Source organism: Serinicoccus profundi (genome assembly GCF_008001015.1).
Classification (GTDB): domain Bacteria; phylum Actinomycetota; class Actinomycetes; order Actinomycetales; family Dermatophilaceae; genus Ornithinicoccus; species Ornithinicoccus profundi.
In genome coordinates this window covers 2,144,266-2,170,798 of sequence record NZ_CP042862.1, presented here as the reverse complement: position 1 = coordinate 2,170,798, position 26,533 = coordinate 2,144,266, and the positions used below count along the sequence as shown (strand labels likewise).

The window sequence follows — 26,533 nt, the reverse complement described above, 5'->3', positions numbered from 1 at the left end:
GGGCTGGGGCGCGGCCCGGCGTCCGCACGGGTCGCCCGCCGGGGTCCACCGCCGCCTCGGGTGCGGCACGGCCCAAGCACGGGACACCGAGTCACACGCAGCGCATCGACACCACGGTGCCAGGACAACGGGATCTGCGCGGGTCGTCATCCCCAGCACATCCCCCTTTCCTCGCCGCCGGTCGTGGTGGGTGGGACTGGTGTGGTGGCGGCACGCGGTGCGGGCGGCAGGTATGACGTGGTGCAGCGTTAGGTTGGGGGCGTGCCAGGACCAGCCCTCGATCTCGTGACCGCCCGCCGGTGGGCGATGACGGCCCGGCTCTCGCTCGCCGCGGCGCGGGACCGGATCGATGCGCTCAACGTCTTCCCGGTGGCCGACGGCGACACCGGCACCAACATGTTCCTCACGATCGACGGCGCTCTCGAGCACGTGCGCGTGCAGTTCGAGAACGGCGCGGGCACTGACCGGCTGCGCGACGGGCTGCAGCTCATCGCCCGCGGCATGCTGCTGGCGGCCCGCGGCAACTCCGGCGTCATCCTCGCCCAGCTGACCGCAGGGCTGGCCGACGCGGTCGGCCCGGACGTCGAGGCCGCCGGGCCGCAGGAGGTCGCCACCGCCTTCGAGCAGGCGGCCCGCAGCGCCTGGGACGCGCTCGCCGCGCCGGTGGAGGGGACCATCCTCACCGTGGCCCGGGCCGCGGCGTATGGCGCGCGGGCCGCAGCCTGCCCGGGGCAGGACAGCGTGGCCGAGGTCGTCGGGGCGGCCCTGGAGGCGGCGCGGGAGGCCCTGGCCCGCACCCCGGAGCAGCTGGCCGAGCTGCGTGACGCGGGTGTGGTGGACGCCGGCGGCGCCGGCCTGGTGCTCGTGATCGAGGCGCTGCACACGGTCCTGCTCGACCTGCCGGCAGGGGCTGACGGCGAGATCCCCGACTGGTGGTCCGCCGCCGACGGCCCGATGACGCAGGGCGAGGACTCGACGGAGGACGCGATCGAGGTGATGTTCCTCCTCACCGGCAGCGACCCGGACCGTGCCGGTCGGCTGCGGGCCCACCTCGCGCACGTCGGGGACTCCGTGGTGGTCGCCGGGGGCCCGTCCGACTACCACGTGCACGTCCACCTCGAGGATCCCTCCGCGGCGCTGGAGGCAGGCAGCCTGGCCGGCGCGGTGAGCGAGGTGCGCCAGACCTCGCTCGCGGCGACGGCCCACGAGCGGCCGGGCCCGGCGGCACCGAGCAGGCCGCTCCCCACGGGCGTGGGGGTGGTCAGCTGCGCACTCGGCGAGGGCGTGACCGAGCTCATGACGGCCGCCGGTGCTGTCATCGTGCCGAGCGGCCCCCGCCACCGTGCCTCGGCCGGGCAGGTACTGGCCGCCGTGCGGGCCTGCGAGTCAGAGGCCGTGGTCGTGCTGCCCAACGACGAGGACATGGTCATGGTCACCCGGGTGGCGGCCGTCGAGGCCCGCAAGGAGGGGCTCTCGGTCGCGGTGGCCCCGACCCGCACCCTCGTGGAGGGGTTGGCGGCCCTGGCCGTGATGGACCCCAGCGGCCGCCTCGAGGACGTCGTGCGCTTCATGAGCGAGGCGGCCTCCTCGGTCCACGGCGGGGCACTCACCCGGGCGGACCGCCCGGCGGACACGCCGGTCGGCCCGTGCCGGCCCGGGCAGTGGCTCGGCATCGTCGACCACGGGATCGTCGCGGTCGAGGACGACCTCGCCCCGGCCGCCCGGGTCGTCCTGGGCACCGTCTGGCACGACGGCGTGGAGCTCGTGACCGTCCTGCTGGGGGAGGGCTGCGACGCCCAGGTGCGCGGCGAGCTGGACGCCCAGCTGAGCGGGCGGATCCAGGGGAACGACGTCGAGCTGACCGTCGTGGACGGGGGCCAGCCGACCTATACCGTGCTGCTCGGGGTCGAGTGATGGCGCGCCGACACCTCCGTGCCGTGGGCGACGGCGCGCTCAACCCGCTCGACATCGGGCTGCGCGACGTCGTCGGCGCCAGCGCCACGACGCTGGAGAAGGCCCGGGGGATCCGCACCGTCGGGCAGCTGCTCGACTGGCTCCCGCGCACCTACCTCGATCCCCGTCGTCCCACCGCCTTCCGCGACCTGCCGCACGGCGAGGACGTCGTGGTCGTCGGGACCGTGCAGGCGGCCACCACCCACCAGATGCGCAACCGCCGCGGCCGCCGCCTGGTCGTCGATGTCGCCGACGACGCCGGCGGGACGATCCAGCTCACCTTCTTCAAGGCCTTCGGTCATCAGGACCGTCTCACCCCGGGGGTGCGGGTCGTCTGCTCCGGGCAGGTCGGTGTGTGGCGCGACACGCTGCAGCTCACCCATCCCGACTACGCCACCCTCGGGGAGGACGGTGAGGGCGGGGCGCAGTGGCTGCTCGACGGCCTGGTCCCCGTCTACACCGCGACCAAGGGGCTGTCGCCGATCGTCCACGGTCAGTGTCTCGAACTCGTCTTCCACCACCTGGACGAGCTCCCCGACCCGGTCCCCGAGGAGGTGCGCACGCAGGCCGGCCTCCCCGACCTGCTGGCGGCCTACCGGCTGGTGCACCGGCCTCGCACCGATGCCGACCAGCGCACGGGCCGGTGGCGGCTGAAGTTCGGGGAGGCCTTCACCGTGCAGGCCCAGCTCGCCCAGGTTCGGCGCTCCAGCGGCGCCGTCCCGGCCCGTCCCCGCGTGCCGGTGCCGGACGGCCTGGGCAGCCAGCTGCGTCAGCGGCTGCCGTTCGACCTCACCGAGGGGCAGGAGAGCGTGCTCGCCGAGCTGCTCGCCGACCTCGCTCGGGACGTGCCGATGCACCGGCTCCTGCAGGGCGAGGTCGGCTCGGGCAAGACCGTGCTGGCCCTGCTCGCGATGCTCGCCGTCGCCGACTCCGGGGGGCAGGCCGCCCTCCTGGCACCGACCGAGGTGCTCGCCGCGCAGCACTACCGGTCCATGAGCCAGCTGCTCGGCCCGATCGCCGAGGCAGGCCTGCTCGGAGGCCTGGCGGAGGGGACCCGCATCGCGCTGCTCACCGGCAGCCAGTCCGCGGCCGAGCGCCGCTCCTCCCTGCTCGCGGCGGCCTCGGGGGAGGCGGGCCTGGTCATCGGGACCCACGCGATCATCCAGCAGCACGTGCAGTTCGCCGACCTCGCGATGGTCGTCGTCGACGAGCAGCACCGTTTCGGCGTCGAGCAGCGCGACGCCTTGCGCGCCAAGGCGCCGGAGGGCACGGCGCCGCACGTGCTCGTCATGACGGCCACCCCCATCCCGCGCACCGTCGCCATGACGGTCTACGGCGACATGGAGATCTCCACGCTCCGCGAGCTGCCCGGGGGGCGCCGACCGATCAGCAGCTTCGTCGTCGACGGCCAGCGCCCCGACTGGGTCCGTCGCACCTGGGACCGCGTCGCCGAGGAGGTGCGCGGCGGCGGTCAGGTGTATGTCGTGTGCCCGCGGATCGGCGACGTCGAGGACCCGGACCTGCCCGGCTCCGGCGGCGCCGGGCCGGGCCTGCCGATGGGCGCGGGCGCGGGCGATGCAGCGGGGGCGGCCGGTGACGACGGCGCCGACCTGCTCACCGAGCCGGTCGAGGCCGGCACCGCCGCGCCGGCCCTGCACGGCGTGCACCAGGTCGCGCGGTGCCTGCGCGCCCTGCCGGCGACCCGGGACCTCGCGATCGAGGTGCTGCACGGTCGGATGCCGGCCGAGGACAAGGACGCCGTCATGCTCGCCTTCGCGGCGGGGCGCGTCGACGTCGTGGTCGCGACGACGGTCATCGAGGTGGGGGTCGACGTGCCTAACGCCACGACTATGGTGCTCCTGGACGCCGACCGCTTCGGCATCTCCCAGCTGCACCAGCTGCGCGGGCGCGTCGGTCGCGGGGGCAAGCCCGGCCTCGCGCTGCTCCTCACCCAGGGCGAGGGGGTCGACCCGGAGGCCGTGGAGCGGCTCGAGCGGGTGGCGGCGACGACCGACGGCTTCGAGCTGGCCCGGCTCGACCTGGAGAGCCGCCGCGAGGGTGACGTGCTCGGGGCCAGCCAGAGCGGTGGGCGCAGCGGCCTGAGGTTCCTGCGCCTCGCCCGCGACGAGGACCTCATCGTGCAGGCGCACGAGGCGGCCTGGCGCACCGTGGAGGCCGACCCCGAGCTGGAGCGGCACCCCGAGCTGGCCGACGCCCTGACCCGCCTCGACGCCACCCGCGCGGCCTTCCTGGAGCGGGGGTGAGCCGATGACGAGGATCATCGCCGGCACCGCGGGCGGACGCACGCTGCATACCCCTCGCGGTGCCCGGACCCGACCCACCACCGACCGGGTGCGCGAGGCGTTGTTCTCCCGCGTCGAGGCGCTGCTCGACCTCGACGGGTGCGCGGTGCTGGACCTCTATGCCGGCTCCGGCGCCCTCGGGCTGGAGGCGGTCTCCCGCGGTGCCGCGCACCTGCTCTCGGTCGAGCGGCACAAGGACAGCGCCCGCCTCATCGCCCGCAACGCGACCGACCTCGGCCTGGCCGGCGTCGATGTCGTCACGGGTGCGGTGGTGCCGGTGCTGGCGGCCGGGCCCGGGGACGAGCGCTACCACCTCGCCCTGCTCGACCCGCCCTACCCGCTGGGCGAGGACGATCTGGCGGAGGTGCTGGGCCTGCTCACCGCCTGGCTCGACCCCGACGCCCTCGTCGTCGTCGAGCGCAGCTCCCGGTCACCGCAACCGCGCTGGCCGGAGGGGCTGGTCCACCTCGACACCCGCCGTTACGGCGAGACGGCCCTGCACCTGGCCGAGCCCGACACCTCGGCGAGCACCTGAGCCAGGACTTTGCCAGGATCGGGGCCATGACCTCCTACACCATCCCCCGCCCCGTGTCCGGTGACGTCGTCGATCTCATCCTCGCCGACCACCGCCTCTTCGAGGACCTCATGCGCGACCTGCGCGACAGCACCGCCGACCGGGCCTCGGCCCGCGACGCCTTCGCCGCCGTGCTCATCGCGCATGGTGAGGCCGAGGAGGAGAAGGTCTACCCGCGGCTGCGGCGCAAGGACGCGATCGACGCGCACGAGGCCGAGCACGGTGAGGAGGAGCACGCCGAGATCAACCAGGCGCTGCTGGCTCTCATGGAGTGCAAGGGCACCGACACCCAGAAGTTCGACGACGCTGTCGAGGCGATGAACGAGGTGCTCCAGCACCACCTGACCGAGGAGGAGCTGACCATCCTCAACCCGGCCCGTGAGCAGGTCTCGGACGCCGACCGCGCGGACCTCGGCTCCGCCTTCCTCGAGGTGCGCGGCCAGCACCTCGACCAGGGCGTGACCATCGAGACCGTCCGCGAGCTCGTCACGCAGGCGGAGAAGGACGGCCTGCTCGACGAGGAGGAGTGAGCACCCCCCCGGGGCGATGCGCGCCGCCGGTAGGCTGCCGCGCATGACCACCCGTCGATGCGTCTGCCCCGGCTCCTTCGACCCGGTGACCCTCGGCCACGTCGACATCGTCGAGCGTGCGGCCACGCTCTACGACGAGGTCGTCGTGGCGGTCATGCACAACCCGGCCAAGCACGGCACCTTCGCGGTCGAGCAGCGCCTGGAGCTGGTCCGCAGCTCGCTGTCGGAGCAGACCGCCGCGGTCGTGCGGGTGGAGGCGTATGCCGAGCGCCTGCTCGTCGACGTCTGCACGGAGGTCGGAGCGCAGGCCGTGGTCAAGGGCCTGCGTGGTGGCACCGACTTCGCCTACGAGCTGCCGATGGCGCTCATGAACCGCCACCTCACCGGGGTGGAGACCGTCTTCCTCCCCGGCGACCCGGCCCTGGAGCACGTGTCGAGCTCGCTGGTCAAGGAGGTGCACCGCCTCGGCGGCGACGTCTCCGCGCTCGTCCCGGCGCCGGTGCTGGAGGCGCTGCGGCAGATTTGAGCCCCGGCCGTCCGCTCCGGTAGTCTGGTGCGTCGGTTTGCGTTCCCTCCATCCTCCGCACCACGGACGAGGGCCGAACCCTCGATCAGCAGGTCAGACACACGTGAGGGACTTCATCATGGCTGCCCAGCAGACCGAACGCGACTGGGTGTTCGACACCCGGGAGCTGGTCCGCCGGCCCGGCACGATGCGCGAGCTCACGCGTGAGGTGACCACGACGGAGCCGTTCGGCACCGACGTCATCGCGATCCCCGCCGGCGCGCCGGTCCAGGTGGAGCTGCGACTGGAGTCGGTGGTCGAGGGGGTCCTCGCGACGGGGACGGCCCAGGCCACGGCGGTCGGGGAGTGCGTACGCTGTCTGGAGGAGGTCGTCGAGGAGCTCGACGTCCCGTTCCAGGAGCTGTACGTCTATCCGGACCGGGCGGCGCACCACCAGCAGGTGGCGGGTCGCTCCGGCGGCGAGAAGGACGCGAACACCGATGAGGACGAGCAGCGGATGCTCGACGACGACCTGATGGACCTCGAAGAGGTCATCAGGGACGCCGTGGTCACCGCGCTGCCCTTCCAACCGGTATGCCGGGACGATTGTCCGGGACTGTGCTCCGAGTGCGGAGCACGCCTGGCGGACGACCCGGAGCACGAGCACGACGTGATCGACCCCCGGTGGTCGGCGCTGGCCGCGATGGCCTCGCCGACCGACGACGACGAGAAGAGGACCTGACGTGGCCGTTCCCAAGCGGAAGATGTCCCGTTCCAACACCCGGCACCGCCGGTCGCAGTGGAAGGCCGCCCCGATCGCGCTGACCACCTGCCCGCAGTGCCAGTCCGTGGCGACCCCGCACCAGGCGTGCCCCACCTGCGGTACCTACGGTGGTCGGCACTACGCCGCCGCCGAGCGCACCGAGCACCAGGGCTGACCCGGACCTGCGGTATGCGCCCCGTCGCCGAGCTCAACGACTACCTCACGGAGGTGATCGGGGAGCGGTGTGACGAGGCGCTGCTGCAGCGTGCCCTGACGCACCGGTCGTTCTCCTACGAGAACGACGAGCGGCCCCACAACGAGCGGCTGGAGTTCCTCGGGGACTCCGTGCTGGGCGTGGTCGTCACCGACACGCTCTACCGCACGCACCCGGACCTGTCCGAGGGCCAGCTGGCCAAGCTGCGCGCCGCGGTCGTCAATTCTCGCGCCCTTGCCGAGGTCGCGCGGACCGTCGACCTCGGTGCCTTCGTGCTGCTCGGCAAGGGGGAGGAGGCCACCGGTGGCCGCGACAAGGACTCGATCCTGGCCGACACCACTGAGGCCGTCATCGGCTGCGTCTACCTCGCGCTCGGCCTGCCCGCGGCCGACACCCTCATCCACCACCTGCTCGACCCGGTGATGCGCCGCAGCGCCGACCTCGGCGCCGGCCTGGACTGGAAGACCAGTCTTCAGGAGGTCGCCTCGGCCGCCGAGCTGGGTCCGCCGGAGTACGTCCTGGACTCCGAGGGTCCCGACCACGACAAGCGGTTCACCGCCCGGGTCGTCGTCGGTGGTGAGGTCGTCGGCACCGGCCTCGGCCGGTCCAAGAAGCTGGCCGAGCAGCAGGCCGCCGAGCAGGGCTGGCAGCTGCTGACCGAGCGGGCGGCCCAGGTCGTGGCGACGGAGCCGCGCGTGGAGCCCACCCTCGGCGCCACGGCCGACTAGGCACGCCGCCGTGCCCGAGCTCCCCGAGGTGGAGGTCGTCCGTCGTGGCCTCGCCGAGCACGTCGTCGGTCGACGGATCGAGACCGCGACCCTCACCGGCCACCGGGTGGCGAGAAGGCACGCCGCCGGCCCGGGGGACCTCACGGCACGCGTGGCCGGCGCCACGGTCCTCGAGGCCGACCGGCGCGGGAAGTACCTCTGGCTGGTCCTCCAGGCTCCCGGGGACGACCCCCAGGCGTTGGTGGTCCACCTGGGGATGAGCGGCCAGCTCCTCGTCGAGGCCGCCGACGCGCCCCGCGAGAAGCACCTGCACGCCACCCTCGACTTCGCCGACGACGGTCCCCAGCTGCGTTTCGTCGACCAGCGCACCTTCGGCGGGCTCGCCCTGACGCCGCTGCACCCCGACCGGGCGCCCGACCCGTCCGGGGCGGGTGGGCACGCGCACGGCATACCGGAGCCGGTGCTGCACATCGCGCCGGACCCGTTGGAGGACGCCTTCGACCGCCCCGGCGTGATCCGGCGGATGAAGGCCAAGGACGTCGCGATCAAGCGGTTGCTCCTGGACCAGGGTCTGGTGAGCGGGATCGGCAACATCTATGCCGATGAGGCGCTCTGGCGGGCCCAGGTGCACGGGCGGCGCCCCGCCGCAGCTCTCACCCGGCCCGCGCTCGGGCGACTCCTCGACCACGCCGCGGAGGTCATGCGGGCGGCGTTGGGGCAGGGCGGGACGAGCTTTGACGCGCTCTACGTCAATGTCAACGGGGCCAGCGGCTACTTCGACCGGTCGCTGGATGCCTACGGCCAGACCGGCCGGCCGTGCGCGCGGTGCGGCACGGCCATCCGGCGCGAGGAGTTCATGAACCGCAGCTCGCACTTCTGCCCGCGCTGCCAGCCGGCCCCACGCGTCACCGTCCGCTGAGTCAGGGCCGGTCGTCGGGGTCGCGCGGCCCCGTCGGCCCGGACGGAGGCCAGGGGTCGTCCTCGTCGCGGCGCCCCTCTACCTCCTCGCGGGCCACCTCCTGACGGCGGGCCCGCTCCTTGCCGGCGTCGCCGAAGACCCGGAAGCCGCGACCCACGAGGTCGGCGACGTAGACCGGGGTCCACTCCCGCAGGGGGAGCCGGTCACGCACCGGCGTCGCGGCCCGGCCCAGCAGCGCCAGCAGCACGACGCCCCCGGCGGCGAAGGTCAGCAGCGTGATCATGCGGCGCTCACCCGCCCTCGGGGGTGTGCAACGGGGCGTCCTCCTGGGGGTAGCGCACGCCCAGCTCGCGGCGGGCACTCTCCAGGATCGTCATGATCGCCACGGTGTCGGCGTGCGGGGCCAGGGGAGACTCCGTGAGCCCTTCCCGCAGGCAGCGGTGCATCTCCTCGACCTCGTGCTCGTAGCCTCGCCGGTCACCCTCGACCGTCTCCTGCTCCTCGCCCCGCCGCACGGTGTAGGACGTCGGGTTGTTGACCTGCCCGTGCAGCACGATCGAGCCCTCGGTGCCGCGCACGATCGTCTCGGTGCTGCCCTGCGAGCGGGAGTCGGTGAGCACCTGGACGACGGCGCCCTGCTCGGTCATCCACTGCAGGGCCACCAGGGCGTCGGCGCCCGTCTCGACCCGGGCCCCCAGGACGTGCAGGTGCGTCGGGTGGCCGACGAGCAGGTGCGCCAGCGTCACCGGGTAGATCCCGAGGTCGAGCAGGGCGCCACCGCCGTTGGCGAGGTCGAAGAGGCGGTGCGACTCGTCATACTCGAAGGGCATGGGGAAGGCGGCGTGGAAGCTGCGGACGGTGCCGATCTCGCCCTCGCGCACCCGGCGCGCGACGTCCAGCACGATGGGCTGGAAGCGGGTCCACATCGCCTCCATCGCCAGCACCCCCGCCGCGCGGGCCGCCTCGAAGACCTCCTCGGTGTCGCGGACGGTCAGCGTGGTCGGCTTCTCGACGAGGACGTGCTTGCCGGCTGCGATGCTGGCCAGGGCCTGCTCGCGGTGGAAGGGGTGGGTGGAGGAGATGTAGACGGCGTCCACCTCGGGGTCGCGCAGGAACTCGTCGTAGCTGCCGTAGGAGCGGGGGATGGAGAACTCCTGGGCGAAGGCCCGGGCCCGGTCGGCGTCGCGGGCGGCGACCGCCACCACCTCGCCTCCGTCGACCGCGGCGATCGCCTCGGCGAGCGCGCGGGCGATGTTGCCGGCGGCCAGCAGGCCCCAGCGGACCGGGCGGTCCGTGATCGCGGTGGGGGCCGGGACGCTCGTGCTCTGCTCCATGGTCCCACCGTAGTCTTGCGCGGTATGGAGCGTGCGCTGATCTTCGTCCGCGGCCGGGTCCAGGGGGTGGGTTTCCGGTGGTGGACCCGCTCCCGGGCCCTCGAGCTGGGGATCGCGGGCCACGCCCTCAACCTGCCCGACAGCCGGGTGGAGGTCAACGCCCAGGGGGAGCGCTCGGCCATCGAGGCCCTTGTCGAGCTCCTGCGGGAGGACCCGTCCACGCACAGCCGCCCCGGCCGCGTCGACAGCGTGGTGGTGCAGTGGCACACGGTGCGCGAGGGGCTGGTGGGGTTCGTGGAGCGCTGAACGCGCCCCCTGGAGGAGGTCACGGACCGTGTGGCGGCGCAGGGACGGCATACCCCGCAGGTATCTTGACCGGACAGCGCCCAGACGAAGACCTGGAGAGACCGCCCCCGTATGTACGTCAAGAGCCTGACCCTCAAGGGGTTCAAGTCGTTCGCGTCCGCGACGACCATGCGCCTCGAGCCCGGCATCACGTGCATCGTCGGACCCAACGGCTCGGGCAAGTCCAACGTCGTCGACGCGCTGGCGTGGGTCATGGGGGAGCAGGGCGCCAAGAGCCTGCGCGGCGGCAAGATGGAGGACGTCATCTTCGCCGGCACGTCCGGTCGGCAGCCGCTGGGCCGGGCGGAGGTGTCGCTGACCATCGACAACACCGACGGCGCGCTGCCCATCGACTACACCGAGGTGACGATCACCCGGACGATGTTCCGCACCGGGGGCAGCGAGTATGCGATCAACGGCACCTCGTGCCGGCTGCTCGACGTGCAGGAGCTGCTCTCCGACTCCGGCATCGGCCGGGAGATGCACGTCATCGTCGGGCAGGGCCAGCTCGACCAGGTGCTGCGCGCCACGCCCGAGGAGCGGCGCGGCTTCATCGAGGAGGCCGCGGGGGTCCTCAAGCACCGCAAGCGCAAGGAGCGGGCGCTGCGCAAGCTGGAGACGATGGAGGGCAACCTCACCCGGCTCGCCGACCTCACCACGGAGATCCGGCGTCAGCTCGGCCCGCTGGGACGCCAGGCGGAGACGGCACGCCGCGCTGCGACCATCCAGGCCGAGGTCAGGGACGCACGCCTGCGGATCCTCGCCGACGACCTCGTGCAGCTGACGAGCTCCCTGGAGCAGGAGATGGCCGACGAGCGGGCGCTCATCGAGCGACGGACCGCCGTCCAGGCGGCGGCGCGGGCCGCGGAGGCACAGGTGGGCGAGCTGGAGCAGGAGCGAGCCGCGGCAGCGCCCGCGCTCACCGAGGTCCAGGACCGGTGGTATGCCCTCTCCTCGCTGCTGGAGCGGGCCCGGGCGCTGGGCGACCTCGCCGCCGAGCGGGTCCGGTTGCTCGGCGCCGAGGAGGAGGACCTGTCGGCGGAGGAGAGCGGGCGGTCGCGTCGCGGTCGTGACCCCGAGGAGCTGCGGGCCCAGGCGGCCCGGGTCCGCCAGGAGGAGTCGGACCTGCAGGCGCGGGTGGCCGAGCTGGCCGAGGCGCTCGCCGCGGCCGAGGCGTCACGCACCGAGGCGGAGGAGGCCCACGCCCAGGAGCAGGCGCGGCTGCAGCGGCTTGCCCGGGCGGCCGCCGATCGTCGGGAGGGGTTGGCCCGGTTGTCGGGCCAGGTGGCGGCCCGCCGCTCGCGGCTCGAGGCGGGCGAGGGAGAGATCGCCCGGCTTCAGCAGGTCGCGGTCGCCGTCGTCGAGCGGGCCGAGAAGGCCGAGCAGGACTTCGCCGCGCTCGAGGGCACCGTGCTGGACGTCGAGCAGGGCGAGGAGGGGCTTGACGAGCACTACGAGGAGGCCGAGGAGCGCCGCGCCGAGGCCGCCGAGGAGGTCGAGCGGCTCACCGAGGAGGTCCGGGAGGCCCAGGCGGAGCAGGCCCGGTGCCAGGCCCGGGTGGAGGCGCTCTCGCTCAGCCTGCGACGCACCGACGGCGCGAGCGCGCTGCTCTCCGCCGACGGGGTCGACGGCGTGCGGGGCACCGTCACCGACCAGCTCCAGGTGGAGCCGGGGCGGGAGGGCGCCGTGGCGGCAGCGCTCGGGTGGGCCGGCGAGGCGCTCGTCGTCGACGGACTCGGGCCCGCCCAGGAGGCGCTCGCCTGGCTGCGGGAGGAGGACCAGGGGCAGGCCGGCCTCCTGGTCCCCGAGCTCGTCGCCGGGCAGGACGACACCGACCGCTCGGGGTGGCCGCAGCTGCCGGGGTATGCCGTGTGGGCCGCCGACACCGTGCGCGCCAAGGATGGTGACGAGTCGCTCCTGCGCGCGGTGACCGGGCTGCTCACTCGGGTGGCCCTGGTGCAGGACGCCGACGACGCGGCCCTGCTCGTGCGCGCGATGCCCGGCGTCACGGTGGTCACGGCCGACGGCGACGTCTACGGCCCCGGGTGGGTCCGCGGTGGTTCCTCCGCCGCGCCCAGCCTGCTGGAGCTCACCTCGGCGCTGGAGGAGGCGCAGGCGGGGGTGCGGGAGGCGACGGCACGCGCGGAGCGGGCGACCTTCGCGCTCGGCTCGGCGCGGGAGGACCTCGAGCAGGCCGGACGCGCGGCGGACGAGGCGCTGGAGGCCCTGCACGACTCGGACGCGCGGATGACCGCCGTGGCCGAACAGCTGACCCAGCTCGGCCAGACCATGCGCACCGCGCGGGCCGAGCACCAGCGCGCCACCTCAGCGATCGGCACCGCCGAGGAGTCCCTGGCCACCACCCGGACCGAGCTCGCCGAGCTCGAGCAGCGGCTCGCCGACGCCGAGGAGCTGGCCACCCAGGAGGGCACCGAGGACCCCGACACGGGGGAGCGCGAACGCCTCGCCGAGGCCGCCGCCCGCGCCCGCAGCACCGAGACCGAGGCCCGGCTGGCGCTGCGGACCCAGGAGGAGCGGGTCACCGCCCTGGCCGGCCGCGCCGACAGCCTGGAGTCCGCGGCGGCCGGCGAGCTCGCCGCGCGACGCCGCGCCGCCGAGCGTCGCGAGCGGCGCGCCCGGGAGCGGGCGACGGCCCAGGCGGTCGGGGTGGGAGCGGCATACCTCCTGCAGCGGACCGAGCAGGTGCTGGCCGCGGCCACGCAGGAGCGGGAGCAGGGTCGGACCGAGCAGGCCGAGCGCGACCAGGCGCTCGCCACCGCCCGGCAGCGCGCCCGCGAGCTGGCCGACGACCTGCGCGACCTCACCGACTCGGTGCACGCCGACGAGATCGCCCGGGCCGAGCAGCGGCTGAGGATCGAGGCGCTGCAGACCCGCGCCGTCGAGGAGCTCGGCATCGCGCCGGACACCCTCGTGGAGGAGTACGGCCCGCACCAGCCGGTGCCTCACATCCCCGGACCGGACGATCCGGCACGGCCGGAGGACGCCGGCCCGCCCGAGCCGCAGCCCTTCGTCCGGGAGGTCCAGGACAAGCGGCTGCGCAGGGCGGAGAGGGCGCTCGGTCAGCTCGGCAGGGTCAACCCGCTCGCGCTGGAGGAGTTCGCGGCGCTGGAGGAGCGGCATACCTTCCTCGTCGAGCAGGTCGAGGACCTCAAACACTCCAAGCAGGACCTCCTGGAGATCGTCCGGTCGGTGGACGAGCGCGTCGAGCGGGTCTTCACCGAGGCCTTCCACGACACGGCCGCACAGTTCGAGCGGGTCTTCTCCCGGCTGTTCCCGGGCGGTGAGGGGCGCATCACCCTCACCGACCCCGACAACATGCTCACCACCGGGATCGAGGTCGAGGCGCGGCCCCCCGGCAAGAAGATCAAGCGCCTCTCGCTGCTCTCCGGCGGGGAGCGCTCGCTGACCGCCGTCGCGCTGCTGGTCGCGATCTTCAAGGCCCGTCCGAGCCCGTTCTACATCATGGACGAGGTGGAGGCGGCGCTGGACGACACCAACCTCGGCCGGCTCATCACGCTCTTCGAGGAGCTGCGCGACTCCAGCCAGCTCATCGTCATCACCCACCAGAAGCGCACCATGGAGATCGCCGACGCACTCTACGGCGTGTCCATGCGCGGTGACGGCGTGACCACCGTCATCAGCCAGCGGATCAAGGACGTCGCCGCCCCCGGGGTGGAGCAGCCGACCCGCTCGCCCGAGCCGGAGCCGGCCCCGGCATGACCGTCGTCTTCGGGGGAGCCGAGTTCCCGGCCTACGTCATCGACGAGGAGACGCTGCGCGAGGAGCTGCTCGATGAGGAGGAGACCCGCGAGTGGGTCGAGGAGACGCCGCAGGACCCGCACGCTGTGGCGCTGCTGCGGATGCTCGGTGAGCTCGACGCCGCGCTCGCCGCGGGCCAGGACCGCGTGCACGAGCGGGAGCCAGGCACACCGGAGTGGGCCACCGCCGCGATCCGGCTGGCGCACGTGCACCACTGGCGCGGGGAGTTCGTCGAGGCGCACGAGCTCCTCGACGCCGCCGAGGAGGTCCTCGTCGGTGACATCGCCCGCACCGCGCTCGTCCACCAGCACCGGGCCAAGGCGCTCTTCGACGCGGGCCGGTATGCCGAGGCGCAGCGGGAGGCCCGGCGCGCCGTCGCTCTGCGCGAGGAGGGCGGCGACCCCGGGCTCATCCAGTCGAGCAGGCAGGCGCTGGCCAGGATCGACCGGGCGCTGGCGACCTGAGGCTCCGAGCGCGCCGGGCACAGGACGTGATTCTGGTCACGAATCGTGCGACACGCCCGGGACACGCCGGGAGAGCATGCGGACGCAGGCCTGACCGAGCCTCACACTGGACCCATGCTTGCACTTGTCCTGGCCATGCTGCTGTGTGTCGCCCTGGGCGCGGGGGTCGTGGGGTACGTCATGATCGAGGCGCGACGGGAGGGGCGCGGCGAGTTCTGGACCCCTGAGGGCGAGGAACTCATCGCCGGCGCCCGCCGCACGGGGAAGATGGTGCGACACCGGGGCGAGGAGATCGGGCGCTCTGCCGCCGAGCGCACCAAGGCACTGCGCGCTCGCCAGGCCGAGTCGGCGGTCGCCCCGACTCCCCGTCCCGAGGTGTCGGACGCGCCAGCCCGTCAGGCCGACGCGGACGCCCCGGTGGCTCATCAGGACGCCGACGAGGACCTCGCGGATGTCCGGGCCGACGAGGGGTACCGCGCCGCGAGCTGAGCACCAAGCCTCGGCCGCACAGGCCGTGCCGGGGCCTCGTGCTCGTCGCTCAGTCGAGCAGGTGCCGCAGGTAGCGCTCCGGGGCGCCGAGGAAGCGACGGTAGTGGTCGACGACGGAAAGGTCCTCCCAGCCCACCGCGCGCATACCGTCGTCGGAGAGCTCGATGAGACGGGCACCGGGGATCGCCGCGAGCACGGGGGAGTGGGTGGCGAGCAGCACCTGGGCCCCGGGGCGCGAGGCGATCACGGCCATCTCGGCCACGAGCCGCAGCTGGGCGTCGAAGGACAGGCCGGCCTCCGGCTCGTCCCAGACGAACAGACCGTCGCCCTCGTAGCGGCGGGTCCCCAGCAGGTCGAGGAAGGCCTCTCCGTGCGAACGGCGGTGGAACACCTCGTAGGTCGTGTCCTGCAGGTAGGTGAACAGGCCGTGCATGGTCTCGGCCCGTACGAAGTAGCCCCAGCGCGAGCCACCGGGTCCGCGCACCAGCCGCAGCCACTCGTGCAGGGGTGACTCGCTGCGGGTCGTGGAGTGCATGGCGCCCGTAGAGCCGCCTTCCGGGCCCAGCCCGAAGCACTCTGCGATCGCCTCGATGATCGTCGACTTGCCGACGCCGTTGGCGCCCACCAAAACGGTGCAACGGTCGAGATCGAGCCCCTCGGTGAGCAGGTGTCGGACCGCCGGGATGGTGCTGGGCCAGGTGTCCGAGGAGGGTGCCGGGGCGGCAGGGTGCCGCTCGACCCGGCGCACCGGGACGGGCGACAGGTCGGCGACGTCCTCGTCCATGCAGTCCACCGTAGGCGGAGTCTCCGACAGACGTGGGTCGTGCCCGCACGATGTGGGGAAGGGCCGCAGGTCTGCCAGACTGGCGCCCGTGGGACCGATCAACGAACTCTGGGAGATCCTGACCCTCGTCACCGTCGTGGTGCTCGGGGGTCTCGCGCTGCTGGTCGCGCTGGTGCGCGGCCGGGGCGGAGACACCGCGACCCTGGACCGTGACCGTCGGTCCCCGGACGCCGCGCCGGAGGGCGATGTCCTCGTCGAGGACCGGCCCGCGGGGAGCGGCGAGGTCGACAACCGCGGCGGCGGGGTCGCCGTGGAGGAGCCCCCGGCGCCGACCCCGACGCTCGAGCGGCCCGACTCCGCTCGCGGACGGCTGCAGCGTCTCCGGGCCCGGCTGGCCCGCTCCAACAACGCCATCGGGCAGGCGCTGCTGTCGCTGTTGTCACGCGGTGGTCTGGACGAGCAGGCCTGGGAGGACGTCGAGGACACCCTGCTGGCCTCCGACCTCGGGGTCGAGGCGACCCAGGAGCTGGTGGCCTCGCTGAGGACCCAGGTCAAGGTCGACGGCACGACGGACGCCGCGCAGGTCAAGCAGTGGCTCCACGACGACCTGCTGCGGCTGGTCGACCCGACGCTCGACCGTCGGATCCGGGCCAGCCGCGAGGGCGAGCATCCCGCCGTGATCCTCGTCGTGGGCGTCAACGGCACCGGCAAGACGACCACCGTCGGCAAGCTCGGACGGGTGCTGGTCGCCGAGGACAAGGACGTGCTCTTCGGCGCGGCCGACACCTTCCGCGCCGCGGCTGCTGACCAGCTGCAGACCTGGGGGGAGCGGGTGGGCGTGCCCACCGTGCGCTCCCACGCCGAGGGTGCCGACCCGGCGTCCGTGGCCTACGACGCCGTCAAGGGCGGCGTCGAGGCCGAGGTCGACGTCGTGCTCATCGACACGGCCGGGCGGCTGCACACCAAGCGCGGGCTCATGGACGAGCTCGGCAAGATCAAGCGGGTCGTGGAGAAGGTCGCCCCCGTCGGTGAGGTCCTGCTCGTGCTCGACGCCACGACCGGTCAGAACGGCATGCGGCAGGCCGAGGAGTTCGCCCGCGAGGTCGCCATCACCGGCATCGTGCTCACCAAGATGGACGGCACCGCCAAGGGCGGCATCGTCGTCAACGTGCAGCGCAAGCTCGGGGTCCCGGTCAAGCTCATCGGGCTCGGCGAGGGTCCGGACGACCTGGCGCCGTTCGACGCGGAGGCCTTCGTCTCGGCGATCGTCGGCTGACAGGCCGCGGAGGACCCGCAGCGGAGCGAGGACCGGACGTGGCCGCGGAAGTCGACCATGGGAGCGTCGGCTGACAGGCCGCGGAGGACCCGCAGCGGAGCGAGGACCGGACGTGGCCGCGGAAGTCGACCATGGGAGCGTGGGCTGACGGGCCGCGCCTAGGCCGGAGGGCGGCCGGTGCGGTCCAGCACCGCCGAGCTGGTGGGGGCGTTGCGGGGGTCCTCGGGGTTGGCCAATGCCCAGCCGACGGCGGCGGTGCCGAGCCGACCGACCGGGTCGAGGAGCGCGAGCGCGGCCGGCTCCGCGGCGCGCCAGGTCGGCGGGAGGCGCAGGTCGAGCAGGTCGCGGGCATACCCGGGCAGCATGGTGAGCGCCCCGGCGGCGAGCATCCAGAAGCCCGGCCGTGCGACCCAGGGCAGCGGCGGCTCGGCGAGCAGGAAGCGTGCGACGTCGCGGGCCCCGTCGCTCGTCTCCAGCTCGGGCCGGTATGCCGTGAGGGCCGCGTCCAGCTCGCCCGCCGTCCGTGGCGGGTCGAGGACGCCCAGCTGCTCGGCGGCCCAGGCGGTCTGCGCGACGTAGGTGTCGGCCTCGGCAGGTGTCAGCGGGGTGCGTGCGTAGCGCTGGTGGGCCACGAGGAAGCTGTCGATCTCGGCGACGTGCACCCAGCGCAGCAGGTGGCTGTCGGTGGCGGCATACCGTCGCCCGTCGCTCGTGGTACCGACAACCGTGCGGTGCACCCGGTTGATCCGGTCGATGACCCGTTGGGCGGACTCGAGCGGCCCGTAGGTCGTCATCGCGATGAACTCGCTGGTGCGCTGCAGCCGCCCCCACGGGTCACCGCGGTATCCCGAGTGCTCGCCCACGCCGGCCATCGCGAGCGGGTGCAGCGCTTGGAGCAGCAGCGCGCGGATGCCACCGGCATACATCCCGGCATGGCCGTGCACGCGGCAGATGGGGTCGTCAGGGGCGAAGCGTCGTGGGCCCGGCGCGAGCCAGATGGCGTGGGCCCGTCGCTCGGCGTCCGGACCGGCGACCCGGTCGCGCAGCGCGAGGGAGAGCCGGCGGCGCGCGTCGGCGGCGAGGGGAGGGAGGGGCACGACACCAGTATGCGGAGCGCCCCGCCTCCGGGCACGGCGAGGGCCGGTGGACGCGCGACGTGAGGCTCGGGGCCTGGCACGTATCCTTGGGCGGGTGTTCACCAGTCTCTCCGACCGCCTGACGGATACCTTCCGCAACCTCAAGCGCAAGGGCACCGTCACCGAGTCCGACCTCAACTCCACCGTCCGCGACATCCGGATGGCCCTCCTGGACGCCGATGTGGCGCTGCCGGTGGTCAAGGAGTTCACCGGACGGATCCGCGAGCGTGGCCTGGGGGCCGAGGTGCACCAGGCCCTCAACCCGGCGCAGCAGATCGTCAAGATCGTCAACGAGGAGCTCGTCGCGATCCTCGGTGGGCAGACCCGGCGGCTCAACCTCGCCAAGACGCCGCCGACGGTGATCATGCTCGCGGGCCTGCAGGGCTCGGGCAAGACGACCTTCGCCGGCAAGCTCGGCAAGTGGATGGCCGACCAGGGGCATACCCCGCTGCTCGTCGCGGCCGACCTCCAGCGACCCAACGCCGTCACCCAGCTCGAGGTGGTGGGCCAGCGCGCGGGGGTGCCGGTCTTCGCCCCCGAGCGGGGCAACATGCTCGGCCACGACGCGAGCCTGGAGTCGGGGGAGGGGACCCGCTCCTTCGGTGACCCGGTCGACGTCGCCGTCGACGGGGTCGAGGAGGCGCGTCGCAAGGGTCACGACGTGGTCATCATCGACACCGCCGGTCGGTTGGCGGTCGATGTCGACCTCATGCGTCAGGCGCACGACATCCGGCTGGAGACGCAGGCCCACGAGGTGCTCTTCGTCATCGACGCGATGATCGGGCAGGCGGCCGTGGAGACGGCCAAGGCCTTCGCCGACGGGGTCGGGATCACCGGCTCGGTGCTCTCCAAGCTCGACGGTGACGCGCGCGGTGGTGCCGCCCTCTCGGTGGCGACGGTGACCGGCCAGCCCATCCTCTTCGCCTCCACGGGTGAGGGCGTCAAGGACATCGAGCTCTTCCATCCCGACCGGATGGCCTCGCGCATCCTCGACATGGGTGACGTGCTGACCCTCATCGAGCAGGCGGAGAAGGCCTTCGACGCCGCCCAGGCGCGGGAGATGACCCGCAAGTTCCTGGCCGACGAGGACTTCACCTTCGACGACTTCCTCGAGCAGATGTCCGCGATCAAGCGGATGGGCTCGCTCAAGCAGATGCTCGGCATGATGCCGGGGATGCAGGGGATGAAGGAGCAGCTGGACTCCCTGGACGAGCGCGAGTTCGACCGGGTCGAGGCCATGGTGCGCTCGATGACCCCCCAGGAGCGTGGCCACCCCAAGCTCATCAACGGCTCGCGCCGCGCGCGCATCGCCCGCGGTTCGGGCGTCAGCGTCAGCGAGGTCAACCAGCTGCTCGAGCGCTTCGGTGAGGCGCAGAAGATGATGCGCCAGCTCAAGAAGGGCGGCGGCATGCCCGGTATGCCGGGGATGCCCGGCCTCGGTGGCGGCGCGGCCAAGAAGGGCAAGGCCCCGCAGCGCAAGAAGGGCAAGTCGGGCAACCCGGCCAAGCGGGCCCAGCAGGAGCGGGAGGCGGTGCAGAAGGAGCAGGCGGCGCGCGACCGGTCCTTCGAGAGTGCCTTCGGCGGCGGCGCTCCCGGCGCCGAGGACGACCCGGTGCCCGGTCAGGACCTGTCCGGCCTCAAGCTGCCGAAGGGCTTCGAGAAGTACCTCGACGGCGGCAAGGGCTGAGGGCACTTCCGGGGCGGGCCTGTCGGAGCGGGATGGCACAGTGGGGATCATGACGGGGACACGTTGCACGATCATCCCGGGCTACCTCCTGGCGAGGATCGCCCAGGCCGAGCCGGACCTCGCACCGGTGATGGAGTTCACGCTGCGCGACAGCGCCGACACCCGCGGGCGCCGCGAGGTCGAGGCCACACGGTGGCCCGGTGGGCACGCACCGCTGCAGGGCGGCATCCTGCCGGCGACGATGCCCGGTCAGCGGGGCGCCTCCTCCACGACCCTCCAGGCCGCCTGGGCCGGCGCGGTGCCGGAGGAGGCCGGTCCCGAGCGGCGGATCCACGACGCCGACGGCGGCACGAGCCTGCCGGGTCGGTTGGTGCGCGGCGAGGGCGAGCCGGCCACCGGTGACGTCGCGGCGACCGAGGCCTACGACGGCCTCGGGTCGACCTGGGAGCTGCTGGCCCGGGCCTACGGCCGCGACTCCCTCGACGGGCGTGGGCTGCTCCTGTCGGCCACCGTGCACTACGCGCGCGACTACGCCAACGCCTTCTGGGACGGTCGCCAGATGGTCTTCGGTGACGGCGACGGCGTCTACTTCGCCCGGTTCACCGCGAGCCTGGACGTCATCGCCCACGAGCTGGCCCACGGGCTCGTGCAGTACACCGCGGGGCTGACCTACGTCGGGCAGCCGGGAGCCCTCAACGAGTCGGTCTGCGACGTCGTCGGGGCCCTCGTGAGCCAGTGGGTCCTCGGGCAGGGGGCGCAGGAGGCGGACTGGCTCATCGGGTCAGCCCTGCTCACCGACCGGGTCCAGGGGCGGGCGCTGCGCTCCATGGCGGAGCCGGGCACGGCTTATGACGACCCGGTGCTGGGCCAGGACCCGCAGCCGGCCCACATGGACGACTACGTCGACCTCCCGCACGACGCCGACAACGACAACGGCGGGGTCCACATCAACTCCGGCATCCCCAACAAGGCGTTCCACCTCTTCGCGACGAGCCTGGGGGGCAACGCCTGGGAGCGCGCGGGGCGGGTCTGGTACGACACCCTGGCCACCCGGGGTCGTCTCCCGCGCGACGTCGACTTCGCCACTTTCGCCGCCGCGACGGTGCAGTCCGCCGGGGAGAGGTATGCCGACGAGCCGGAGGTGCTCGACGCCTTGCTCGAGGCGTGGGCCGGGGTCGGCATCGAGGTGACCTGATGGCGGCGCGCTTCAGCCGCGAGCAGCTGGAGTCCTTCCGTGACGCCGAGGTGCCCGACCTGCTGCCCGGGCCTGACGGGCCGGCGCTGCGGCTGCTTTTCGTCGGCATCAATCCCGGCCTGTGGACGGCGGCGACCCAGACGCACTTCGCGCACCCGGTCAACCGCTTCTACCCCGCGCTGCTGCGCGCCGGCATCATCGAGCGGGCGGTCGACCCGTCGGCGGGGATGACGGACGAGGACCGCGCCCACCTCCTGCGCCGGGGGATCGGCATCACCAACCTCGTCCGTCGCGCCACCGCCCGGGCCGACGAGCTCACTGCCGAGGAGCTCCGTGAGGGCGGAGGTCGGCTGACCGCGACGGTGCGTCGCACCCGGCCGGTCGTGGTCGCCGTGGCCGGCATCACGGCATACCGCAGCGCCTTCGGGGTGCGCAAGGCGCTGGCCGGTCGCCAGCCGGAGGACCTCGAGGGGGCACAGCTCTGGGTCGTCCCCAACCCCAGCGGGCTCAACGCGCACGAGACCGTCGACTCCCTTGCCCGGGCCTACGCCGAGCCGGCTCGGGCGGCCGGGTTGGTGTGAGGAAGCAGGTCAGCGTCGCCCCGGCCGCCGGGGCTTCCAGAGCTGCTCGCTGGCGACCGGGAGGAATCCTCGGCGCAGGAAGAAGCGCAGCGACCGGGCGTTGCCCGGGGTGATCGAGGCGAGCACGACCTCACCGGCCGGCAACCGGCCCAGGACGCCGTCGAGGAGGGTCGCGGCGTGGCCGTCCTCGGCCTGGATCCCCACCTCGGGTAGGCCTCCGATGCCCAGCGACAAGGTCGCGAGGGAGGAGATCTCGGGGTCGGGCAGGCCGTAGACGTCGACCTCGGTGCGCCACTCACCGGCGTGGGCGGCGCGGTCGGTGACGGCGAGGTCAGGTCTCGACACGAGCGGGCCACCGCGGCCGGTGCCGTGCCCGACGAGCAACGCGTCGAGCACCCCGATCGGTCCTTCGCCGGCGAGCGCGAGGGTCGTGCGGGGCTCGTGCGCGCCGCCGAACCCGTGCACGCCCAGGCCCGCCAGCTCGCCGTCGCTCACGTCGTCGCCGACGACCATGACGGCATGGCCGGTGAAGGCGATGGCCCCTTCCACACCGTCCTTCCAGGCCGGAGCGCGGGAGAACGACCCGTCCGGGTCCGGGAAGCGGCCGGCCGCGGCATCACGCAACAGGTCACCCAGGTGGACGCGCGGCACGCGCAGCGGTTCCCGGGAGGGCGGCGCGGCAGGGCTGACGGGAGAGGGCACGAGGGGCAAGTCTACGGACCCGGCGGCCGGATACGGTGGGGTCGGACGGCATACCTGCGACGAAGGAGACGCGACGTGAGCGCACCGGTGCTGCACATCGAGGGACAGATCCTGGTCGGACCGGAGGAGGTCCTGGGCGAGATCTGGGTCGTCGACGGTCGGATCAGCCGCACCGCCCCGGCCGGCGCCGAGGTCGAGACGATCCGGGGGTATGCCCTCCCCGGCCTGGTCGACGCGCACTGCCACGTCGGGCTCGAGGCGCACGGTGCCGTCGACGACGCGCGCGCCGAGGAGCACGCGCTGGCCGAGCGGGACGCCGGAGCCTTGCTCCTGCGGGACGCGGGGAGCCCTGCGGACACCCGATGGGTGCAGGAACGCGAGGACCTGCCCCGTCTCATCCGTGCGGGCCGGCACATCGCGCGGACCAAGAGGTACATCCGCAACTTCGCCTGGGAGGTCGAGCCCGAGGACCTCGTCGCCTACGTCCGGCAGGAGGCGCGGGCGGGGGACGGCTGGGTCAAGCTCGTGGGCGACTGGATCGACCGGGAGACCGGCGACCTCGGCATCTGCTGGCCGGTGGAGGTGCTGACCGAGGCCATCGCCGCCGCGCACGAGGAGGGGGCGCGGGTCACGGCCCACTGCTTCGGCGAGCAGTCCCTCGTCGACTTCGCGGCCGCCGGCACCGACTGCATCGAGCACGCCACGGGGCTCGTCGACGAGACCATCGACACCTTCGCCCGGCAGGGGATCGCCATCGTGCCGACCCTGGTCAACATCGACAACTTCCCGGGCTTCGCCGAGGCGGGACGCGGCAAGTTCCCCACCTACGCCGACCACATGATGGACCTCTACGCACGCCGCCACGAGACGGTGGCCAAGGCCCACGAGGCAGGCATACCGGTGTATGTCGGCACCGACGCCGGCGGCCAGCTGCCGCACGGTCTCGTGGCCCAGGAGGTCGAGGCGCTGAGCCGGGCGGGCCTGAGCGCGCTCGAGGCGCTCGGCGCCGCGACCTGGGCCGCCCGCGACTGGCTGGGCCGCCCGGGAATCGCCGAGGGGGAGTCGGCCGACCTCGTCGTCTACGCCGAGGACCCGCGGGCTGACGTGCGCGTCCTGGCTGACCCGGCGCACGTCATCCTGCGCGGGCGGCCTTACTGAGCGACCATCTGCGGCGCTCGGTGGGTGTCAGGGCGACCATCTGCGGCGCTCGGTGGGCACAGGAGCGACCATCTGCGGCGCTCGGTGGGTGTCAGGGCGACCATCTGCGGCGCCCGGTGGGTCAGGCGACGTCGCTCTCCTGACCGGCCTCGTCCAGCGACAGCAGCACGTCGTAGGCCTGCTGGGAGAGGAAGGCGGGCGGCTCGGGCGCGACGACCGAGCTGCGCAGCAGCCGCACCGCGTGCTCGAGCAGGTCCTCGCGCGCGCCGCGCCGCCGCAGCAGCGCGACCTCGTCCTCGAGCATCCGGTCCAGCAGCAGCTCGGACATCGTCGGGCCCTCCGCGAGTCGCTGCCCGTGGCTGAGCCACTGCCACAGCTGCATCCGGTTGAGCTCCACCGTGCCGAAGTCCTCGATGTGACCGGCGAGGACCGCCGTGCCCTCCCCGGCCAGCCAGCCGGTGAGATAGCTCAGCGAGGAGCGCAGCGCCGTGCGGACCCCGGTGAGCGTCGATGCTCCCGGGATCGCGCTCACGTCGCGCAGCGCCACCGGGTCGATGGTCGCCGCTCGACTCGTGTCGGGCTCGGTCCACACGCCCTCGGCCCGCAGCCGGTCGCGCTCCTCGAAGGGGGCCCGCGCGACGGCGACCATGCCCGGGTGCACCACCCACGCCCCGTCGAAGCCCTGCTTGGCCTCGCGGGCCTTGTCGCGGTGCACCCTGGCGTGGGTCATCGCGACCGACTCGTCGAACGGCCCGCTGGCGGCGAGCGCGATGGGGCCGCCGATCGCCTGGACCCCGCGCCGGTGGCACACCCCGACGATGAGCGAGGTGTAGCTGCGCAGGAAGCGCGTGTTCATCGTGAACGCGTCGCGGTCGGGCAGGAGGTGGTCGCTGCGGGTCCCGTAGGTCCGCAGGTGGGAGAAGATGTAGTCCCACCGACCCGCCGCCAGCCCGGTGATCCGCTCGCGGAGCGCGTGCACGATCTCCTCGAGCTCGTAGGTCGCCTGCACCGTCTCCACCAGCACGCTGACCCGGGTGCAGCCGTACGGCAGCCCGAGCAGCGACTCGGCCTGGGTGATCATCTCGTCCCACCACACGGCCTCGGCCGCCGTCTCCAGCTTGGGCAGATAGAGGTATGGCGCGGTGCCGTTCGAGAGCAACGTCTGGCCGCACCGGGCCAGGAAGGTGAAGGAGTCGACCGTCGAGGCGCTCGCCGAGGCGCCGTCCACCTGCAGGTGCGCCTCGTCCAGGTGCAGGCCGCGGGGTCGGACCATGAGGGTCGGCACCCCCGGCTGGGCGTCGCCCGTGCGGGTGGCGGCGACGTCCTCGATCGCCCGCTGGGCCGCCACGAGGCGGGCCGAGGTCGGCACGAGCATGTCCTCCAGGTCGGCCACCCACACGTCGGCGCGGGAGGCCAGGGCCGCGGTCGCATGCTCCGCAGAGGCCGGCGTCGCGAGCTCGACGAGACGGTAGGTCAGGTCGGCCGGGGGAGGGGCCACCCGCCACGAGTCGTCTTCGCGGATGGCCGCGCCCTCCGCTGACTGCGTCAGCTCGGCCCCGGCGCGCACCGCGCGGGCTTGCTCCTTGCGGGCCCGCAAGAGGTCCTCGCGGTGCGCCGAGGTCCCCGCCACGAGGCGTCGCAGCAGCTCACCGGTGGGCTCGTCCAGGAGCGTCGTCGGGTAGTCCATCTCGTCCTCGTCTCGTCGGGAAGGGGTGCGCGCCCGCCGCCCGCCGCAGCGGGTCGGCGGGCGCACGGCCCGCATCGATCAGTGGAACTGCTCGGACTCGGTCGAGCCCGACAGAGCCGTCGTGGACGACTCGGGGTTGACCGCGGTGCTCACCGCGTCAAAGTACCCGGTGCCGACCTCGGCCTGGTGCCGCACCGCGGTGTAGCCCGACCCGGCCGAGGCGAACTCCGCCTCCTGCAGCTCGACGTAGGCGCTCATCCCGCTGCGGGCATACCCCTGGGCGAGGGTGAACATCGAGTGGTTGAGGGCGTGGAAGCCGGCCAGCGTGATGAACTGGAAGGCGTAGCCGAGGTCGCCGAGCTCGTCCTGGAACGAGGCGATCTCACTGTCCGAGAGCGCCGAGCGCCAGTTGAACGACGGGCTGCAGTTGTAGGCCAGCTTCTGGTCCGGGAAGTCCTTGTGCAGCTCCTGCGCGAACTCCCGGGCCAGCCCCAGGTCGGGCGTCCCGGTCTCGACCCAGATGAGATCGGCATACGGGGCGTAGGCCTTGGCGCGGGCGAGGACCGGCTCGATGCCGTTGCGCACCCGGTAGAAGCCCTCGGAGGTGCGCTCGCCGGTGATGAACTCCTGGTCGATCTCGTCCACGTCGCTGGTGAGCAGGTCGGCTGCCAGCGCGTCGGTGCGGGCGACGACGACGGAGGGGACGCCGAGCACGTCGGCCGCGAGGCGGGCCGAGTTGAGGGTGCGCACGTGCTGGCCGGTGGGGATGAGGACCTTGCCGCCGAGGTGACCGCACTTCTTCTCCGAGGCGAGCTGGTCCTCCCAGTGCACCCCGGCGGCACCGGAGGCGATCATCGACTTCATGAGCTCGAAGACGTTGAGCGGTCCGCCGAAGCCGGCCTCGGCGTCGGCGACGATCGGCACGAAGTAGTCGGTGCTCGTGTCACCGTTCATCCAGGCGATCTGGTCGGCGCGCTGCAGGGCGTTGTTGATGCGGCGGACGACGGCGGGCACCGAGTTGGCGGGGTAGAGGCTCTGGTCGGGGTAGGTCTGCCCCGCGAGGTTGGCGTCCGCGGCCACCTGCCAGCCGGAGAGGTAGATCGCCTCCAGACCGCCCTTGACCATCTGGACCGCCTGGTTGCCGGTGAGGGCGCCCAGGGCTCGGGTGAAGGACTTCGTCTCCAGGGCCTCCCAGAGCTTCTCCGCACCGCGCCGGGCGAGGGTGTGCTCCTCGACGACGGAGCCGCGCAGGCGCACGACGTCCTCGGGGCTGTAGCGACGCTCGACGCCCGACCAGCGCGGGTTGTCGCGCCAGTCCTGCTCGATCTCCAGGGCCTGGGACGCGGCCGGGGTGGTGGTCTGCTCGGTGGTGATGGTCATCGTCGACCCCTTTCAACGGGTGTGGCGACTACGGGTGTGACACCAC

Annotated in this window: 25 protein-coding genes; 18 read left to right on the top strand and 7 right to left on the bottom strand. The window is 73.3% G+C overall.

The genetic code is table 11. The annotated features are described in order from the left end of the window. The first annotated feature begins 261 nt into the window (after positions 1-261). The 9 genes from FA582_RS10015 (at position 262) to mutM (ending at position 8,489) form a co-directional block, all read left to right on the top strand. Positions 262-1,914 (top strand): DAK2 domain-containing protein, encoded by a 1,653-nt coding sequence (locus FA582_RS10015; protein ID WP_029540874.1) that lies wholly within the window; start codon positions 262-264, stop codon positions 1,912-1,914. Then, positions 1,914-4,217 carry an ATP-dependent DNA helicase RecG gene (locus FA582_RS10010; protein ID WP_010147717.1) on the top strand — a complete coding sequence of 768 codons (2,304 nt, stop codon included), beginning with the start codon at positions 1,914-1,916 and terminating at the stop codon, positions 4,215-4,217. The genes FA582_RS10015 and FA582_RS10010 overlap by 1 nt, the downstream gene beginning before the upstream one ends. A gap of 4 nt (positions 4,218-4,221) precedes the next feature. Further along, on the top strand, positions 4,222-4,791 hold the full coding sequence (gene rsmD / locus FA582_RS10005) for a 16S rRNA (guanine(966)-N(2))-methyltransferase RsmD (RefSeq protein ID WP_010147716.1): 570 nt from the start codon (positions 4,222-4,224) through the stop codon (positions 4,789-4,791). 26 nt (positions 4,792-4,817) lie between these two features. Beyond that, complete coding sequence (locus FA582_RS10000; RefSeq protein WP_010147715.1) at positions 4,818-5,360, top strand: hemerythrin domain-containing protein; 543 nt, start codon at positions 4,818-4,820, stop codon at positions 5,358-5,360. A 43-nt stretch (positions 5,361-5,403) separates the two neighbouring features. After that, the gene (gene coaD, locus FA582_RS09995; RefSeq protein ID WP_010147714.1) at positions 5,404-5,886 is read left to right on the top strand and encodes a pantetheine-phosphate adenylyltransferase; all 483 of its coding nucleotides are present in this window, start codon (positions 5,404-5,406) and stop codon (positions 5,884-5,886) included. Between the two features lie 118 nt (positions 5,887-6,004). Beyond that, positions 6,005-6,607: a YceD family protein gene (locus tag FA582_RS09990; RefSeq protein ID WP_010147713.1), complete on the top strand. Its 603-nt coding sequence runs from the start codon at positions 6,005-6,007 to the stop codon at positions 6,605-6,607. A 1-nt stretch (position 6,608) separates the two neighbouring features. After that, positions 6,609-6,803, top strand: coding sequence for a 50S ribosomal protein L32 (rpmF, locus tag FA582_RS09985; protein ID WP_010147712.1), 195 nt, complete (start codon positions 6,609-6,611; stop codon positions 6,801-6,803). Positions 6,804-6,817: 14 nt separating this feature from the next. Beyond that, positions 6,818-7,570, top strand: coding sequence for a ribonuclease III (rnc, locus tag FA582_RS09980; protein ID WP_010147711.1), 753 nt, complete (start codon positions 6,818-6,820; stop codon positions 7,568-7,570). A 10-nt stretch (positions 7,571-7,580) separates the two neighbouring features. Continuing rightward, positions 7,581-8,489: a bifunctional DNA-formamidopyrimidine glycosylase/DNA-(apurinic or apyrimidinic site) lyase gene (mutM, locus tag FA582_RS09975; RefSeq protein ID WP_010147710.1), complete on the top strand. Its 909-nt coding sequence runs from the start codon at positions 7,581-7,583 to the stop codon at positions 8,487-8,489. Between the two features lies 1 nt (position 8,490). Here the strand turns inward: mutM and FA582_RS09970 are convergent, their stop codons facing one another. After that, positions 8,491-8,772, bottom strand: coding sequence for a hypothetical protein (locus FA582_RS09970; protein ID WP_010147709.1), 282 nt, complete (start codon positions 8,770-8,772; stop codon positions 8,491-8,493). A gap of 7 nt (positions 8,773-8,779) precedes the next feature. Beyond that, on the bottom strand, positions 8,780-9,823 hold the full coding sequence (locus FA582_RS09965; RefSeq protein ID WP_010147708.1) for a Gfo/Idh/MocA family protein: 1,044 nt from the start codon (positions 9,821-9,823) through the stop codon (positions 8,780-8,782). A 24-nt stretch (positions 9,824-9,847) separates the two neighbouring features. Between FA582_RS09965 and FA582_RS09960 the strand changes: the two genes are divergently transcribed. From FA582_RS09960 to FA582_RS09945, 4 genes are all read left to right on the top strand, one after another. Then, positions 9,848-10,129, top strand: a complete 282-nt coding sequence (locus FA582_RS09960; RefSeq protein ID WP_010147707.1) for an acylphosphatase — start codon at positions 9,848-9,850, stop codon at positions 10,127-10,129. 111 nt (positions 10,130-10,240) lie between these two features. Beyond that, positions 10,241-13,909, top strand: a complete 3,669-nt coding sequence (smc, locus tag FA582_RS09955; RefSeq protein WP_010147706.1) for a chromosome segregation protein SMC — start codon at positions 10,241-10,243, stop codon at positions 13,907-13,909. After that, positions 13,906-14,412, top strand: a complete 507-nt coding sequence (locus FA582_RS09950; protein ID WP_010147705.1) for a tetratricopeptide repeat protein — start codon at positions 13,906-13,908, stop codon at positions 14,410-14,412. The genes smc and FA582_RS09950 overlap by 4 nt, the downstream gene beginning before the upstream one ends. A gap of 114 nt (positions 14,413-14,526) precedes the next feature. After that, positions 14,527-14,901 (top strand): hypothetical protein, encoded by a 375-nt coding sequence (locus FA582_RS09945; protein WP_010147704.1) that lies wholly within the window; start codon positions 14,527-14,529, stop codon positions 14,899-14,901. A gap of 49 nt (positions 14,902-14,950) precedes the next feature. Here the strand turns inward: FA582_RS09945 and FA582_RS09940 are convergent, their stop codons facing one another. Beyond that, positions 14,951-15,685: an AAA family ATPase gene (locus FA582_RS09940; RefSeq protein ID WP_010147702.1), complete on the bottom strand. Its 735-nt coding sequence runs from the start codon at positions 15,683-15,685 to the stop codon at positions 14,951-14,953. A gap of 88 nt (positions 15,686-15,773) precedes the next feature. Here FA582_RS09940 and ftsY point away from each other — a divergent pair, with 88 nt between their 5' ends. After that, on the top strand, positions 15,774-16,961 hold the full coding sequence (gene ftsY, locus FA582_RS09935) for a signal recognition particle-docking protein FtsY (protein ID WP_010147701.1): 1,188 nt from the start codon (positions 15,774-15,776) through the stop codon (positions 16,959-16,961). A gap of 158 nt (positions 16,962-17,119) precedes the next feature. On the opposite strand, the gene FA582_RS09930 is transcribed toward ftsY, so the two are convergent. Further along, positions 17,120-18,058, bottom strand: coding sequence for an oxygenase MpaB family protein (locus FA582_RS09930; protein WP_010147700.1), 939 nt, complete (start codon positions 18,056-18,058; stop codon positions 17,120-17,122). 94 nt (positions 18,059-18,152) lie between these two features. Here FA582_RS09930 and ffh point away from each other — a divergent pair, with 94 nt between their 5' ends. The 3 genes from ffh to FA582_RS09915 are packed head-to-tail and all read left to right on the top strand — an operon-like array spanning position 18,153 to position 21,560. After that, positions 18,153-19,784, top strand: coding sequence for a signal recognition particle protein (gene ffh / locus FA582_RS09925; RefSeq protein WP_010147699.1), 1,632 nt, complete (start codon positions 18,153-18,155; stop codon positions 19,782-19,784). A 49-nt stretch (positions 19,785-19,833) separates the two neighbouring features. After that, positions 19,834-20,979 carry a M4 family metallopeptidase gene (locus FA582_RS09920; protein WP_033228956.1) on the top strand — a complete coding sequence of 382 codons (1,146 nt, stop codon included), beginning with the start codon at positions 19,834-19,836 and terminating at the stop codon, positions 20,977-20,979. After that, a complete protein-coding gene (locus FA582_RS09915; RefSeq protein ID WP_010147697.1) occupies positions 20,979-21,560 on the top strand; it encodes a mismatch-specific DNA-glycosylase in 582 nt (193 codons plus the stop codon). The genes FA582_RS09920 and FA582_RS09915 overlap by 1 nt, the downstream gene beginning before the upstream one ends. Before the next feature lie 9 nt (positions 21,561-21,569). On the opposite strand, the gene FA582_RS09910 is transcribed toward FA582_RS09915, so the two are convergent. Next, positions 21,570-22,262, bottom strand: coding sequence for a hypothetical protein (locus FA582_RS09910; protein ID WP_010147696.1), 693 nt, complete (start codon positions 22,260-22,262; stop codon positions 21,570-21,572). Between the two features lie 75 nt (positions 22,263-22,337). Here FA582_RS09910 and FA582_RS09905 point away from each other — a divergent pair, with 75 nt between their 5' ends. Next, entirely contained in the window at positions 22,338-23,420 is a 1,083-nt protein-coding gene (locus FA582_RS09905; protein ID WP_010147695.1) for an amidohydrolase family protein, read from the top strand. Positions 23,421-23,541: 121 nt separating this feature from the next. Here the strand turns inward: FA582_RS09905 and FA582_RS09900 are convergent, their stop codons facing one another. After that, complete coding sequence (locus FA582_RS09900) at positions 23,542-25,107, bottom strand: aldolase/citrate lyase/malate synthase family protein (protein WP_010147694.1); 1,566 nt, start codon at positions 25,105-25,107, stop codon at positions 23,542-23,544. Positions 25,108-25,185: 78 nt separating this feature from the next. Beyond that, on the bottom strand, positions 25,186-26,487 hold the full coding sequence (gene aceA / locus FA582_RS09895; protein WP_010147693.1) for an isocitrate lyase: 1,302 nt from the start codon (positions 26,485-26,487) through the stop codon (positions 25,186-25,188). Between the last annotated feature and the right edge of the window lie 46 nt (positions 26,488-26,533).